Origin of the sequence: Salinicola acroporae (assembly GCF_003206615.1) — a bacterium.
Taxonomy (GTDB): domain Bacteria; phylum Pseudomonadota; class Gammaproteobacteria; order Pseudomonadales; family Halomonadaceae; genus Salinicola; species Salinicola acroporae.
In genome coordinates this window covers 24,302-37,530 of sequence record NZ_PZJW01000001.1, presented here as the reverse complement: position 1 = coordinate 37,530, position 13,229 = coordinate 24,302, and the positions used below count along the sequence as shown (strand labels likewise).

Sequence of the window (13,229 nt, the reverse complement as noted above, 5' to 3'; positions counted from 1 at the left end):
CCCAACCCCATTCCGGTCGGGCCTGGCTGCCGCAGATGGCCTTTCTCGACACGTTTTCCAACCTCTCGAAATGACAAGGATCGTCCATGGCTCTATTTCGCAGGAACAAGGCGCCGCTGTCGCGTACCGAGGTTCTCGAAACGCCCCAGTACGGCTGGATCTGGAAGCCGCTGGTGGCGCTGGTCGTCATCTACCTGCTGGCTTGTATCGTGCTTGGCATCTGGTGGAGCTGGACGCCTGCGCCCACGGATCCGAGACAGGCGGTAGAGATGCAGCGTGGCTTCCCCCAGAGCGTGGATACCGGCGGAGAGGAGCAACCGGTACCGCCGGGCGAAGCCTTGTTGGCCACCAATATCTCGATTCTCGATACGCTGCTCCAAAAGCCTGGCGGCTACTTGCGCAACGACGTCATGCCTCCGGGACTGTGGCTCGACAACATGCCCAGTTGGGAAGCGGGCGTCACCCGGCAGGTCCGCGACGCGGTCGCCATGCTGGGCGGTGCCTTGAGCGTCGGCAATGCGCCGTTGAACCAGGCCAACGAGTCGCTTGGCGGCGATCTCGACAGCTGGCGCTGGCCGGCGTCCGAGACCCTGCTGAAATCGGCGCGCAATAACCTGGGAGAAGCCTTCACCGCACGGGAAAACAGCGCCGGGCCGGACGCCCCGACCCAGGACGCGGCCGCCTCGACCGAGCCGGCCGCAGCGCCCGATTCCGCCGCGCTGGCCGAGTGGCTGGGCCAAGTCCAGCAGCGGTTGCAGACGCAGACCCAGCACCTGGCCGCCAACGTCGGTCAGTCGCCGAGTGGCGATCAGCAGACCGATAGCACGCCCTGGCTTCGAATCGACAACGTGTTCTTCGAAGCACGAGGCACCACCTGGGCGCTGGCGCAACTGCTGCAGGCTGCCAGGATCGACTATGCCGACGTGATCGATAGCAGCGGTGTCGGTGGGGATTTCGACCAACTCGTCGCGGAGCTGGAGAGCTCTCAGGCCCGCGTCTGGAGCCCAGTGATCCTCAACGGTTCCGGATTTGGGCTGTTCGCCAATCATTCGCTGATGATGGCCAACTACACGGTGCGGGCCTCCCAGCTCGTCGAGAAGATCCGCAATCAGCTCTGAGCGTCACACTCCAGAATCTGCACTACAACGCGAAACGCCGCCCCGGGATTGATGCCGGAGCGGCGTTTTGTCGTCGGTGCCGCCAACGGAGCCGGCGGCTGGGCCGGGGGGGCGTGATGCTTACTCGTTCTCGTAGGCGCTGACGGCTTTCTCGATCGCCTTGCGGGCGGCGTCGGCGCCGTCCCAGGAGTCGATTTTGACCCATTTGCCTTTCTCGAGATCCTTGTAGTTCTCGAAGAAGTGGGCGATCTGCTGACGCAGCAGCTCCGGCAGGTCGGTGACCTCGTGCACGTCGTCGTAGAGCGCGCTCAGCTTCTCGTGAGGCACGCAAACCAGCTTGGCGTCCTCGCCGGCTTCGTCCGACATGTTGAGCACCCCCACCGGGCGAGCGCGGATCACGCTACCGGGCTGGACCGGGTAGGGCGTGACCACCAGCGCGTCGAGGGGGTCGCCATCATCGGCCAGCGTGTTCGGGATGAAACCGTAGTTGGCCGGATAGAACATCGGCGTGGCCATGAAGCGGTCGACCACCAGCGCGTCCATCTCCTTGTCGATTTCATATTTGATCGGCGCATGGTTGGCGGGAATCTCGATCGCCACGTACACGTCGTTGGGGAGATCCTTTCCGGCGGGAATCTTGTCGAAACTCATCGTTGAGTCCTTGCGGTTTGCAGGTTGAACACCAGCGGGCGAAAATCCGGGGAATTATACGAATAGGCTAGGCCGATTACCAACCCGGGCCAAGAACCGCCATCCGAAAACCTCGACGCGGAAACGCCGATGTCATCGGAGGTGTCGGTCTCGGGGCAGGAGCATCCGTCGCCTTTCGTCGATCAATCGGGAGAAAGCCGTTGTCGAAAAGCTCACTGTCGTTGACCTACGGTCAGGCCTTTGTCGCACCGGATCTGCATCGTCATCGTAGCTCGATGTCGGTTCAGATTCCCCAGGGCGAGCAACTGGTCTCCAAGGGTGGCTGTGCGCTGATCAGCGACTCCACCTGGCGCAACTCGATCGCCAAGCAGGCCGGCGATCTCAGTGTGCGGGGGTTCCTCGCCGACTACTACTCGACTCCCGAGCACTGGGACATCAAGACCTCCGCGACCCGCGTACTGCGTGCCCTGAACAGTTGGTGTCACAGTCAGAGCGGTTATATCGAAGGGGGGAGTTACATCTGCTCGCTGTCGGCGATGATCTTTCATCAGCATGACGCTCACCTGTTCCACATGGGCGATACCCTGGTCTACCGCATCCGGGGCGCGGAGTTCGAGCAACTGACCCGGGATCACGTCACCGACCTGGGCGGATATCGCTATCCCTCCCGGGCGCTGGGGATGGATGGCCACGTGGACATCGACTACTCGACCTTTTCGCTCAAGCAGGGCGATCTGTTCCTGTTCATGACCCAGGCGGTCCGCGGCACCCTGGTACCGTCGGAGTACGTGCAACTGATCCGGGCCGACGTCAGCGATCTGGACGCCGCCTGCGAGCGGCTCGCCGAGGCGGCCAATCAGCGGGCGATCGAGCGGGGCTACAACGCCAACCAGTTCTGTTTCCAGCTGGTGCGTGTCGACCGGCTCCCGGACGACGAACCGGACGAACCGCCGCGCGTCTATCACCATCTGCCGGTGCCGCCGGAGCTGGCCCAAGGCGAACGGCTCGACGGCCTGGAGGTCGTCGACGTGCTCTCCCGAACCGCCAAGGCGCGACTCTACCGGGTGCGCGACGTGCGCACCGGCCGCGACATGGTGATGAAGGCGCCCAGCCCCGAGCTCTCCACGCGCAACGTCTATCTCGAGCACTTCGGCTTGCAGCAGTGGGTCGTCGAAAGGGTCAACTCGCCGTTCGTGGTCAAGGTGATGGAGCCGGCTCGGCCACGACGTTATCTCTACTATTTGATGAGCTACGTCGATGGCGAGACGCTGACCGAATGGCTGGGACGACACCCCCAGGCCAGTCTCGAGCAGCGTCTCGAGATCGCGCGGCAACTGGTCAAGGCCGTGCAGGCGCTACACCGCCACGACGTGTTGCATCAGCACATTCATCCCGACAACATCCTGATCGACCGGCATGGCAACCTGCTGCTGACCGATTTCGGAGCCTGCCACAAACGTGAGGGCGACGCCCAGGGCGAGGCACGTCAACTGGCGCGTCAGGTCGGGCTGAACGAACACAGCGCGCCGGAATATGCGCTGGATACCGAGGTCGGTCGGCGCAGCGACCAGTATTCATTGGCTTCCACCATCTACTGGATGCTCACCGGCCATCTGCCATACACCCTCCTGCCCAACCATCTGCGTAGCCATACCGATCTGGAGCAGATGACCTATCGGCGCGCGCAATTGAGCAACCCGGCGATCAGCGGTGATCTCGACGATGCGCTGCGGCGCTCCCTTGATCCGCTACGGGCGCTGAGGTTCCGCAGGATCACGGAGCTTGCCTACCATCTCCGTCCCGCGCCGAAAGGCGACGAGGAGGGGAGGCGGCCGTGGCGGGAGCCGGCTAACGTATGGCAGGCCATTGCCACTGTGCTACTGCTGCTGCTGATCCTGTCCTGGTGGCTGAAGTAGCCGCTCTCGATTCGTCGGGCGACGAGGTCAGAACGCGGGGGACAATGGCCGCCCGCAAAGAGAGAGGGCGCCGTAATGGCGCCCTCGACGATGGCATGCAGTGGTGGCCTGTCTCGTCCGTTACGGCATTCCCAGCCAGTTCGGCAGACCGAGCGAGAGGAAGGGCACGTAGGTCACCAGCAGCAGGAAGCCGAGCAGCAGGAACAGCCACGGCGTTGCCGCCCGTATCGTGCGTGTCAGCGGCATGCCGGTGACGGCCGATGCCACGAACAGGTTCAGGCCCACCGGTGGCGTCACCAGGCCGATCTCCATGTTGACCACCATGATGATGCCGAAGTGGATCGGGTCGATGCCCAACTGGGCGGCGACCGGGAACAGGATCGGGGCCAGGATCAGAATGATCGCCGACGGCTCCATGAACGACCCCGCCACCAGCAGCACGATATTCACCACCAGCAGGAAGGTGATCGGCGAGAAACCCTGCTCGACGACCCACGCCGTAATGGTCTGCGGGATCTGCTCCGTGGTCAGGACATGGGCGAACAGCATCGCGTTGGCGATGATGAACATCAGCACCACCGAGAGCTTGGCGGCGTCGAGCAGCACGCCGGGGCACTGCCTGAGGGTGATGTCGCGATAGACGAACAGCGCGACGAAACCGGCATAGACCGCGGCCACGGCAGCGGCTTCGGTGGGCGTGAAGAACCCGCCGTAGATGCCGCCCAGCACGATCACGATGGTCAGCAATCCCCAGCTCGCCTTGCGGGCGGTGGCGAGGAACTCGCCGATCGACGGCCGCGGCAGGGCCGGCATCTTCTTGATCCGCGCGACGATGTAGATCGCAACCATCAGGATCAGGCCCAGCAACAGGCCGGGTACGATACCCGCAACGAAGATCTTGCCGACGGAACTTTCGGTGACCGTGGCGTAGACCACCATCACGATCGAGGGGGGGATCAGGATGCCCAGGGTACCGGCGTTGCAGACGATGCCGGTAGCGAAGTCCTTGGTGTAGCCGGACCGCGCCATCCCGGCGATCACCACCGAGCCGACGGCGGCGACCGTGGCCGGAGACGAACCGGAAAGGGCCGCGAACATCACGCAGGCGAGCACCGAGGCGATCGCCAGACCGCCGCGAATATGGCCGACGCAGGCATTGGCGAAATTGATCAGGCGTTTCGCTACGCCACCGCTGGTCATGAAGGCGCCGGCGAGGATGAAGAACGGGATCGCCAGCAGGGTGTAGTGTTCGGAGGTCTCGAACAACTTGATCGCCAGCGAGCTCAGCGAATCCTGGCTGAACAGCATGATGGTCAGCGAGCTGGCGATGCCCAGCGAAAACGCGATCGGCACATTGATGAAGAGCAGGCCGAAGAGCACCACGAACAGAAAGGCGATGGTCATGTCGGCTTCTCCTCGGTACCGGCCTCGTCCTGGAGTTTCAGGGCGTCGGTGGATTCGTTGCTCAGTTCCATGGTGATCTGCTGGCCGCGCAGCATCCGGATCAGGACTTCGATCAGGCGTATCAGCACCAGGGTGAAACCGATCGGCACGATGATCGTGATGTGCCACTGCAGAACCCCGTACTGGTCCAGGTCCTCGGCACCGATGCCGGCACGCATCAGCGCCATGACCCAGCTGTAGCTGGAGATGGCGAACAGTGCGGTATAGGCGATGCAGATCAGGCAGGTGAGAATGCCCACGCCGCGTCGTGCACGCTCCGGCATTAGCCTGACGAGCAGGTCGACGCCGATGTTGGCGCCGATGCGCACGATATAGGCGATACCCAGGAAGATCAGCCAGGCGAAGCACGCCTTGGTCAAGGCGATGCTCCAGGTCATCTCCTGGGCCAGATCGATGATGAAATCACCGATCGCGAAGAGCGGCGTTTCCGCGAACGGGAACAGGTCCGCTGCATCGTAGAAGACGGTATAGAGGTTGTTGACCATCACGTAGCTGAAGGTCACCAGGGTCATGAGGGCGAGGAGGAAGGCCACCAGGCCCTCCTCCAGATGCGCCCAGGCACGCAGGAAACGTGTCATGGTCGGCTCGGTTACTGGGTGGTTTCAGACTGGGTGGCGTCGGACTGATTGGCGCTCTGGGCAGCCTCGATCAGGTCTTCACCGATGTCGCCCTGGAACTTCTTCCACACCGGGCGAACCGCTTCGCGCCAGTCTTCACGCTCTTCCGGCGTCAACTGGATGATCTCGCTGGTGCCGGCATCGATGATCGACTGCTTGGCTTGCTGGTTGAGATCGTAGGCCTGCTGGTTCACCTTCTGGGTGACGTCGGCGAGAATCTCTTCCAGTTGGCTGCGGATATCGTCCGGCAGTCCGTTCCAGAAGTCGGCGTTGGTGATCACCATGTAGTCGATGATGCCGTGGTTGGACTCGGTGATGTAGGGCTGCACTTCGTGCATCTTCTGGCTATAGATGTTCGACCAGGTGTTCTCCTGGCCGTTGACCACCCCGGTCTGCAGCGCCTGGTACACCTCGCCGAAACTCATCTTGCGGGGAACGGCGCGAAGCTCCTTGAACTGCTCGTCGAGCACGTCGGAAGCCTGCACGCGGAACTTGAGGCCTCGGGCATCCTTGGGTTCGCGTAGCGGCTTGTTGGCAGAGAGCTGCTTCATGCCGTTGTGCCAGTAGGCCAGCCCCTGGATGTTGCGATCCTGCATCGAGTCGAGCAGGCCCTGGCCGGCGTCGGAGTGCTGGAAGCGGTCGACGGCATCGATGTCGTCGAACAGGAACGGGAGGTCGTAGAGCTGCAGGCTGGGGCTGTACTGCTCGAACTTGGCGAGCGAGGGGGCCAGCATCTGCACGTCGCCGAGCAGCAATGCTTCCATCTCCTTGCCATCGCCGTAGAGCGATGAGTTGGGATAGACCTCGACCTTGACGCGGTCGCCGAGCTTCTCCTTCACTTCCTCGGCGAACATCTTCGCGCCCTGACCCTTGGGCGTGTTCTCGGCCACCACGTGGGAGAACTTGATGACGATGGGATCCTGCGCCTGAGCAGTCGCAACGCCACCCATCAGGATGGCAACTCCGATTGCGCCAACCACTGTTTTTGGATTGATGAGGGACATGGCATTTCACTCCTGAGTTTGTTCTGTCGTCTTGGCGTCTGTGATAACGCCTTATTGGCGATGCCAGGCGGAGTATGCGGATAATTATCTCGATTCGTATATTCAACCTTCGGTGGGACTCGGCACCATCGGGGCGGTAAAGATAACGCCTTTCTCTGGTTTAAAAAGTTTAAAAAGTCGTAGCTGTGATGTGGGATGTAGCCGGGTTTGACGCGATGTCAAAAACAAAAAAATTATTGAATTCAAATGATAATGGTATTTTTCTGAATTTATTGAAGTGCGGTTCATGGTCCGTCGTCGATGGAATTCCACACTCAATCGTCGTGGCGGGATCGCGGCTATTCCGGCAAGTTGCCGCGGCAGCCAAACTCGAGGTCACAGAAGTTAACGTGAATCATCGTCGCCAGGAAAACGGTATCGCATGAGCTGGCGGCGCGATGGTAATGCCCGCCGCCAACGGTTCTGGTCCTGGTCTTTCAGCCCCGATCGGCGCTGGCGACGAGCCGTCGGGCCCGGGCCATGACCGGTGCGTCGATCATCTGGCCGTCTATTTGCCCGGCTCCGGCGTCCTGCTCGGCCGCTGCGATCACGCGCTTTGCCCAGGCCAACTGGTCGGCGGTAGGCAGGAACGTATCGTTGACCAGCGTGACCTGGCTCGGGTGAATACAGAGCATGCCGCCAAAGCCCATCTCGACGGCCCGTCTGGCGGCGCGCTGGATGACGCCCATGTCGCGGAATTCGGGATGCACGGTCTCGATGGGGGCCGCGAGCCCGGCCAGACGCGACTGCAGGATGATCTGATAGCGTGCCTGGTTCAGCATCCAATCCCCCCCTTCGCTACCCGGCTCGATGCCAAGATCCAGACTGAGGTCCAGCGCGCCGAAGCTCAACTGGACGACACCGTCGACTTGCGCCAGCTTATCCAGATGGTCGAGGCCCTTGGCGCTCTCGATCAGCGGAATCATCGGATAGCCGAGTGCCTCCACCTGAGCCAGACTCCGGGTGCTTTCCGCTTTGGGCACGACGAGCCCGGCGATGCCCGTTTGATCCCGGCAGAGCGCGAGATCCTCGAGAAAGTCAGCGGTGTCCGCGGCATTGATCCGGACCCAGACGGCGCCCGGCGATGCCGTCTCGAGAAAATCACTTAACGCCTGACGGGCCATCGGTCTCGCTGCTGGCGCGACGGCATCCTCCAGATCGACGATAACGATGTCGGCGCCGCTGGCCAGCGCCTTGGGAATGCGTTCGGGGCGATTGGCCGGCACGAACAGGGCCGAGCGAGGTGGAGTGGTCAAGGGCATGAGCCGGTTCCTTGCGGTGACGAATGCGTGGTGGATGAATGGCTGCGTGAGCGAGGGATGCCCAGCGTCAGCCGGTCTCCGGGGAGTACCCGTCAGATCGTACCGGCCTGACGCAGGCTGTTCACCTCCTCGTCGGGGTAGCCCAGTTGCTTGAGGATAGTCGCGCTGTGTTCGCCCAGTGCGGGGACCGCGTCCATGCGTGGCTCGTAAGCCGCGTTGCGGCCAGGCGGCAACGCGGCCGGTACCTGTCCGCCAGGGGTGATCACGTCGCGCCAGCGATCTCTCGCGGCCAACTGCGGATGGTTCCACACACCGGCCATGTCGTTGACGTGGGCGTTGGCGATCTGGGCGTTTTCCAGTCGCGCTATCACCTGCTCCGCCGTGAGGTCGACGAAGACCGCGTCGATCAGCTCGCGCAGGGCGGCGCGATTGGCCGAACGCTTGAAGTTGGCATCGAAGCGTTCATCCGCGGCCAACGCGGGCTGTTCCATCACCTTCTCGCAGAACAGCTGCCACTCCCGCTCGTTCTGCAGGCCGAGCATGACCGTACCGCCGTCGCCGGTCGGGAAGGGGCCATAGGGATAGATCGTGGAGTGGGACGCGCCGGCACGAGGTGGGGGGGTCGCGCCGTCGAAGGCGTAATACATCGGGTAACCCATCCACTCGACCAGGCTCTCCAGCATCGAGACGTCGATGTGCGAGCCCTCGCCGGTCCGCCCGCGAAGCAGCAGCGCAGAAAGGATGTTGCTGTAGGCGTACATGCCGGCGGCGATATCGGCGACCGAACAGCCTGCCTTGGCCATGGCATCGGGTTCCGGGCCGCCGGTGACGGAGAGAAATCCTGCCTCGCTCTGGATCAGCAGGTCGTACGCCTTCTTGGTCTCGTAGGGGCCGCCTTCACCGTAGCCGGAGATGTCGCACACGATCAGCTTGGGGAAGCGCGCGTGCAACGTATCGAAGCCGAGCCCCATTCGGGCCGCGGCCCCGGGCGCCAGATTCTGCACCAGCACATCCGCCTCGCCGAGCAGATCGTCGAGTATCGGCGCCGCAGCCTCGTGCTTGAGATTGAGGGTCAGGCTCTCCTTCGAACGGTTGGTCCAGACGAAGTGCGACGACAGGCCGTGAACTCGCTCGTCGTAGCCGCGGGCGAAATCGCCGACACCGGGGCGTTCGACCTTGATCACCCTAGCCCCCTGGTCCGCGAGCTGGCGGGTGCAGAAGGGCGCGGCGATGGCGTGTTCCAGGCTGACGACGGTGATGCCATCCAGCGGACGAGGTGGTTGAGCAGTCATGAGGGGTCCTGTGCGCGAAATGGAAATTCGATGCCGACGGGTCGCCGGCTCATAGCAGCGGCTCGAGGCGCGCCACCGAGGGCAGGTTCCAGGCGTGGGCGATCAGCCTGACGACTTCGTCATCACTGGCGGCACCCGAGAAGATCACGAGACGGCGGAACTTCGCCTCCAGCTCGTCCCGGCTCAGGGTGTTGCCCGGATCGCCCTTGGGTTCATCGATGGCCGCGCTCAAGCGACGACCGTCGCGGGTCGTGACCTCGACCCGCCCCAGCCAACGCCGGGGGTAGGCCTCATCCACTTCCGGGTCCAGCACCATCGACACACGCTGGCGGAAACTGGCCACTGCCTCGTCTTGCAGGGCCTGATCCCGGAAGCTGGCCAGGCTGGCATCGCCATGAACCGCGATTAACCCAAGCACGCTCCCCATCGAAAACTTGGCCTGATGGATGGTGCGCGGGTCGACCACTGGTCCGAGCACGTCGATCGCCGCCTGGTGGACTCTCGCCGTGACGGTCTCGATGGCGTCGTGGGTCAGTGCCTCCCGTTGCATCAATGCCAGCAGGGCATCCGCCGCCGGATGCGTATGGCGACAGGAGGCGTGGAACTTGAACGAGGTTTCGGTCAGCGCCCAGCGCTCGCCGAGTCGGTCCGTCAGCCGGCTCGGGTCGGCATCGGTCGACATTCCCGCAGCCATTCCCTGCGGACCTTCGAGAATATGCCTGGCACCTGTCAGACCGCTTTGGGTCATGTAGGCGGCAAGAATACCGTCGGAAGCTGCCTTGGCGGTGTGCAGCTGCTTGGAGTCGGCGGCGTCGCGCAGAAATTCCCACAGCCCCGCCGCCTGGGTGCCGGCGTTGCCGAGCAGGTTCACGAAACCGTCGGTGTCGAGTTCCATCAGCTTGCCCGCTGCGACAGCGGCGGCCAGCGTCCCGGCGGTGCCGGTGGTATGAAAGACACGGTAATGCGAGCGGCCCAGAAATTCGCCGATTCGAATTCCCGCTTCGTAACCGGCGACGGCGGCAGTAATGAGATCCCGGCCACTGCTGCCCAGATCCTGGGCGGTCGCCAGCGCGGCGGGAAAGACCACGGTGGCGGGGTGCAGCACTGAGCTGTTGTGCAGATCGTCCTGCTCGACCACATGCGAGGCGGCCGCGTTGACCAGCGCGGCGAAATGCGGCGACGTCATGCGCCGGTCGGTCAATTGCTGGCAGCCGCCGTCGCTCGGTCCCATGAGTTGGCTGTACTGCTCGAATAACGGAATCGGTGCGTGGTTCTTGCCGGCCAGCGCCGAGCCCAGCCAGTCCAGGTAGTAGGCCTGGCAGCGCTCGACGACGTCTTGCGGGATGTGGGCGTAGCGGAGCTCTGCCAGAAAGCCTGCCAGTTCTCGCGTTCGATCATGGGCCAGGTCAGTCATCGCGAGATTCCTCCATGCGATTGGCGATCTCGATCAGGTTTTTGTCGGGATCGCGAAGGTAGATGGAACGGATCGGCCCGGTGGCGCCGGTCCGATCCACCGGGCCTTCGATGATCGTGATCTCTTCGCCCTCGAGGTGGCTGATCACCTGCTCCAGCGGTGTGTCGCTGAGGAAGCAGAGATCCGCCGAGCCAGGCGTGGGGCAGTTTGCCTTGGGCTCGAATTCCCGGCCGTGACGATGCAGGTTGATCTTCTGCTCGCCGAAGCCCAGGGCGATCCGGCCTTCGCCGAAGACAACCCGCTCCATGCCGAGCGCACGGCCGTAGAAATCGCAGGTCGCATCGATATCGGCGACCGTCAGCACCAGATGATCCAGCTGTGAGATCTTCATGGGTAACCTCAGAACGAGCGTGGCAGGTCGAGCAAGTGCTCGGCGACGTAGGAGAGGATGAGGTTGGTGGAGATCGGGGCGACCTGGTAGAGGCGAGTCTCGCGGAACTTGCGCTCGACGTCGTACTCGGTGGCGAAGCCGAACCCGCCGTGGGTCTGCAGGCAGACATTGGCCGCCTCCCACGAGGCCTTTGCCGCCAGGTACTTCGCCATGTTGGCGCTGGCCCCGGCCGGCAGTCCCGCATCGAACTCCTGGCAGGCGCGCCAGCGCATCAGGTCGGCGGCTTCCACCTCGATATGGGCCTCTGCGATGGGAAACTGCACGCCCTGGTTCTGGCCGATCGGGCGATCGAAGACGATGCGCTCGTTGGCATAACGGCTGGCCTTGTCGATGAACCAACGGCCGTCGCCGATGCACTCCGCCGCGATCAGGGTGCGCTCGGCATTGAGGCCGTCGAGGATGTAGCGGAAGCCCTTGCCTTCCTCGCCGATCAGGCTATCCGCCGGCAGTTCGAGATTGTCGAAGAACAGCTCGTTGGTTTCGTGGCCGACCATGTTGTCGATCGGCTGGACCGTCATGCCATTGCCGATTGCTTGATGCAGGTCGACCAGGAAGATCGACATCCCCTCGGACTTGCGCTTGACCTCGGCCAACGGCGTCGTGCGCGCCAGCAGGATCATCAGATCAGAGTGTTGAATCCGCGAGATCCACACCTTCTGGCCGTTGATCACGTACTTGTCGCCGCGCTTGACGGCGGTGGTCTTGATCTTGGTGGTGTCGGTGCCGGTGGTGGGCTCGGTGACACCCATCGACTGCAGGCGAAGCTCCCCGCTGGCCAGCTTGGGCAGGGTGGCGGCTTTCTGCGCCTCGCTGCCATGCTTGAGCAGCGTCGCCATGTTGTACATCTGGCCGTGAACGAAGCCGGCATTGCCGCCGCAGCGATTGACCTCTTCCAGAATCACGCTGGCTTCCGCCAAACCCAGGCCCGAGCCGCCGAAAGCCTCGGGGATCATCGCACCGAGCCAGCCGGCTTCGGTCAGTTCGGTGACGAACTGCTCCGGGAAGCCCTGGGCCTTGTCGATGTCGCGCCAGTATTCGCCATCATATTGCTGGCACAGGCTACGAACGCCGTCGCGGATCGCTTCCAGCGCCTCGTGGTCGATGGGGTTGAGGCTCATGCTCGAGACTCCTGATCTTCAATGTCGTGGAATTCAACCGTGGCGCGATGAGCCGGCCCGTCGTCGTTGCCGGCGGTCAGCTCGGCCTTGCCGTGGGCAGTAATCCGACCGGTCGTCCGAAACGGCTTGTCGGCGATCAGCGGACGCAGGCCGCGATAGCGCATGCTGGTTGGGCGCGCCTGAGGATTCGCATCGCAGAACGCCTGCAGTTGCAGCGTCGCGATCAGCGGGCCATGGACTACCAGCCCCGGATAACCCTCGGTCCCGGTGACATACGGCCAGTCGTAATGAATCCGGTGGCCGTTGAAAGTGACCGCCGAGTAGCGAAACAGCAGCACCGGGTCGGGGTCGAGCGTCTGCGACCAGTCGGCTTCCGGCATCGGCTCGTCGAGCGACAGTTTCGGCGGGGAAGGCTGGCGGTAGACGATATCCTGGGCTTCGCGGATGGCGAGCTCGCCAGCCTGGGAGTAGTCGTGCTGTACCGTCACGAACAGCAGCGAGCCGGTGCGGCCATGCTTCTCCTGAATATCGGTCACGGTGGAGACGCGCTGTGCCTCGATACCCACTTTCAATGGAGTGAGAAACTCGACGCGGCCACCGGCCCACATCCGGTTGCGGTCGTCCGCCGGCGGCAGGAAACCGCCACGGGTCGGATGACCGTCACCGCCGAGCTGCGCGCCGGGGAGCGGATTCTGGAAAAACGCCCAATGCCACAAGGGGGGCAGGGGGTCGCCCGGTTCTGGGCAGGGTCTGCTGAACGTCGCCGCGACCCTGGCAACCAGGGCGCTATCGAGACGATCCGTGCTCTGCTCGCGGTTGCCTAGCCACCGCTGGAGCGTCTCTTGGGGCAGGTTATCGGGCATGACGCGATTTACCAATCTGG

At 63.3% G+C, this 13,229-nt stretch carries 12 protein-coding genes; 2 read left to right on the top strand and 10 right to left on the bottom strand.

Annotated features, from left to right (window positions below; all coding sequences use genetic code 11):
* Positions 1-86: 86 nt before the first annotated feature.
* Positions 87-1,118: a DUF2333 family protein gene (locus DOM54_RS00150; protein ID WP_110714421.1), complete on the top strand. Its 1,032-nt coding sequence runs from the start codon at positions 87-89 to the stop codon at positions 1,116-1,118.
* A 120-nt stretch (positions 1,119-1,238) separates the two neighbouring features.
* Here DOM54_RS00150 and ppa read toward each other — a convergent pair whose 3' ends face one another.
* Positions 1,239-1,769, bottom strand: a complete 531-nt coding sequence (gene ppa / locus DOM54_RS00145) for an inorganic diphosphatase (protein ID WP_110598259.1) — start codon at positions 1,767-1,769, stop codon at positions 1,239-1,241.
* A 200-nt stretch (positions 1,770-1,969) separates the two neighbouring features.
* On the opposite strand from ppa, the gene DOM54_RS00140 reads away from it, so the two are divergent.
* Positions 1,970-3,685, top strand: a complete 1,716-nt coding sequence (locus tag DOM54_RS00140; RefSeq protein WP_110714420.1) for a bifunctional protein-serine/threonine kinase/phosphatase — start codon at positions 1,970-1,972, stop codon at positions 3,683-3,685.
* 120 nt (positions 3,686-3,805) lie between these two features.
* On the opposite strand, the gene DOM54_RS00135 is transcribed toward DOM54_RS00140, so the two are convergent.
* The 9 genes from DOM54_RS00135 to DOM54_RS00095 all read right to left on the bottom strand — a co-directional run bounded on the left by DOM54_RS00135 (position 3,806) and on the right by DOM54_RS00095 (position 13,209).
* Entirely contained in the window at positions 3,806-5,089 is a 1,284-nt protein-coding gene (locus tag DOM54_RS00135) for a TRAP transporter large permease (protein ID WP_110714419.1), read from the bottom strand.
* Positions 5,086-5,727 (bottom strand): TRAP transporter small permease, encoded by a 642-nt coding sequence (locus DOM54_RS00130; RefSeq protein ID WP_110714418.1) that lies wholly within the window; start codon positions 5,725-5,727, stop codon positions 5,086-5,088. The genes DOM54_RS00135 and DOM54_RS00130 overlap by 4 nt, the downstream gene beginning before the upstream one ends.
* Positions 5,728-5,738: 11 nt before the next feature.
* Positions 5,739-6,716: a DctP family TRAP transporter solute-binding subunit gene (locus tag DOM54_RS00125; RefSeq protein WP_206018973.1), complete on the bottom strand. Its 978-nt coding sequence runs from the start codon at positions 6,714-6,716 to the stop codon at positions 5,739-5,741.
* Between the two features lie 530 nt (positions 6,717-7,246).
* Positions 7,247-8,071, bottom strand: a complete 825-nt coding sequence (locus DOM54_RS00120) for an HpcH/HpaI aldolase/citrate lyase family protein (RefSeq protein WP_110714416.1) — start codon at positions 8,069-8,071, stop codon at positions 7,247-7,249.
* A gap of 92 nt (positions 8,072-8,163) precedes the next feature.
* Positions 8,164-9,363, bottom strand: coding sequence for a CaiB/BaiF CoA transferase family protein (locus DOM54_RS00115; protein WP_110714415.1), 1,200 nt, complete (start codon positions 9,361-9,363; stop codon positions 8,164-8,166).
* Between the two features lie 49 nt (positions 9,364-9,412).
* Positions 9,413-10,777 carry an MmgE/PrpD family protein gene (locus DOM54_RS00110; RefSeq protein WP_110714414.1) on the bottom strand — a complete coding sequence of 455 codons (1,365 nt, stop codon included), beginning with the start codon at positions 10,775-10,777 and terminating at the stop codon, positions 9,413-9,415.
* A complete protein-coding gene (locus DOM54_RS00105; RefSeq protein ID WP_110714413.1) occupies positions 10,770-11,168 on the bottom strand; it encodes a VOC family protein in 399 nt (132 codons plus the stop codon). The genes DOM54_RS00110 and DOM54_RS00105 overlap by 8 nt, the downstream gene beginning before the upstream one ends.
* A gap of 8 nt (positions 11,169-11,176) precedes the next feature.
* Complete coding sequence (locus DOM54_RS00100) at positions 11,177-12,346, bottom strand: acyl-CoA dehydrogenase family protein (protein WP_110714412.1); 1,170 nt, start codon at positions 12,344-12,346, stop codon at positions 11,177-11,179.
* Positions 12,343-13,209, bottom strand: coding sequence for an HTD2 family dehydratase (locus DOM54_RS00095; RefSeq protein ID WP_110714411.1), 867 nt, complete (start codon positions 13,207-13,209; stop codon positions 12,343-12,345). Before DOM54_RS00095 ends, DOM54_RS00100 begins: the two co-directional genes overlap by 4 nt.
* Positions 13,210-13,229: the final 20 nt, after the last annotated feature.

What these genes read in the sequence shown, in the direction of transcription:
- DOM54_RS00150 (WP_110714421.1), top strand. Translation starts at nt 87, where the DNA reads ATGGCTCTATTTCGCAGGAACAAGGCGCCGCTGTCGCGTACCGAGGTT.
- ppa (WP_110598259.1), bottom strand. Translation starts at nt 1,769, where the DNA reads ATGAGTTTCGACAAGATTCCCGCCGGAAAGGATCTCCCCAACGACGTG.
- DOM54_RS00135 (WP_110714419.1), bottom strand. Translation starts at nt 5,089, where the DNA reads ATGACCATCGCCTTTCTGTTCGTGGTGCTCTTCGGCCTGCTCTTCATC.
- DOM54_RS00130 (WP_110714418.1), bottom strand. Translation starts at nt 5,727, where the DNA reads ATGACACGTTTCCTGCGTGCCTGGGCGCATCTGGAGGAGGGCCTGGTG.
- DOM54_RS00125 (WP_206018973.1), bottom strand. Translation starts at nt 6,716, where the DNA reads ATGGGTGGCGTTGCGACTGCTCAGGCGCAGGATCCCATCGTCATCAAG.
- DOM54_RS00120 (WP_110714416.1), bottom strand. Translation starts at nt 8,071, where the DNA reads ATGCCCTTGACCACTCCACCTCGCTCGGCCCTGTTCGTGCCGGCCAAT.
- DOM54_RS00115 (WP_110714415.1), bottom strand. Translation starts at nt 9,363, where the DNA reads ATGACTGCTCAACCACCTCGTCCGCTGGATGGCATCACCGTCGTCAGC.
- DOM54_RS00110 (WP_110714414.1), bottom strand. Translation starts at nt 10,777, where the DNA reads ATGACTGACCTGGCCCATGATCGAACGCGAGAACTGGCAGGCTTTCTG.
- DOM54_RS00105 (WP_110714413.1), bottom strand. Translation starts at nt 11,168, where the DNA reads ATGAAGATCTCACAGCTGGATCATCTGGTGCTGACGGTCGCCGATATC.
- DOM54_RS00100 (WP_110714412.1), bottom strand. Translation starts at nt 12,346, where the DNA reads ATGAGCCTCAACCCCATCGACCACGAGGCGCTGGAAGCGATCCGCGAC.
- DOM54_RS00095 (WP_110714411.1), bottom strand. Translation starts at nt 13,209, where the DNA reads ATGCCCGATAACCTGCCCCAAGAGACGCTCCAGCGGTGGCTAGGCAAC.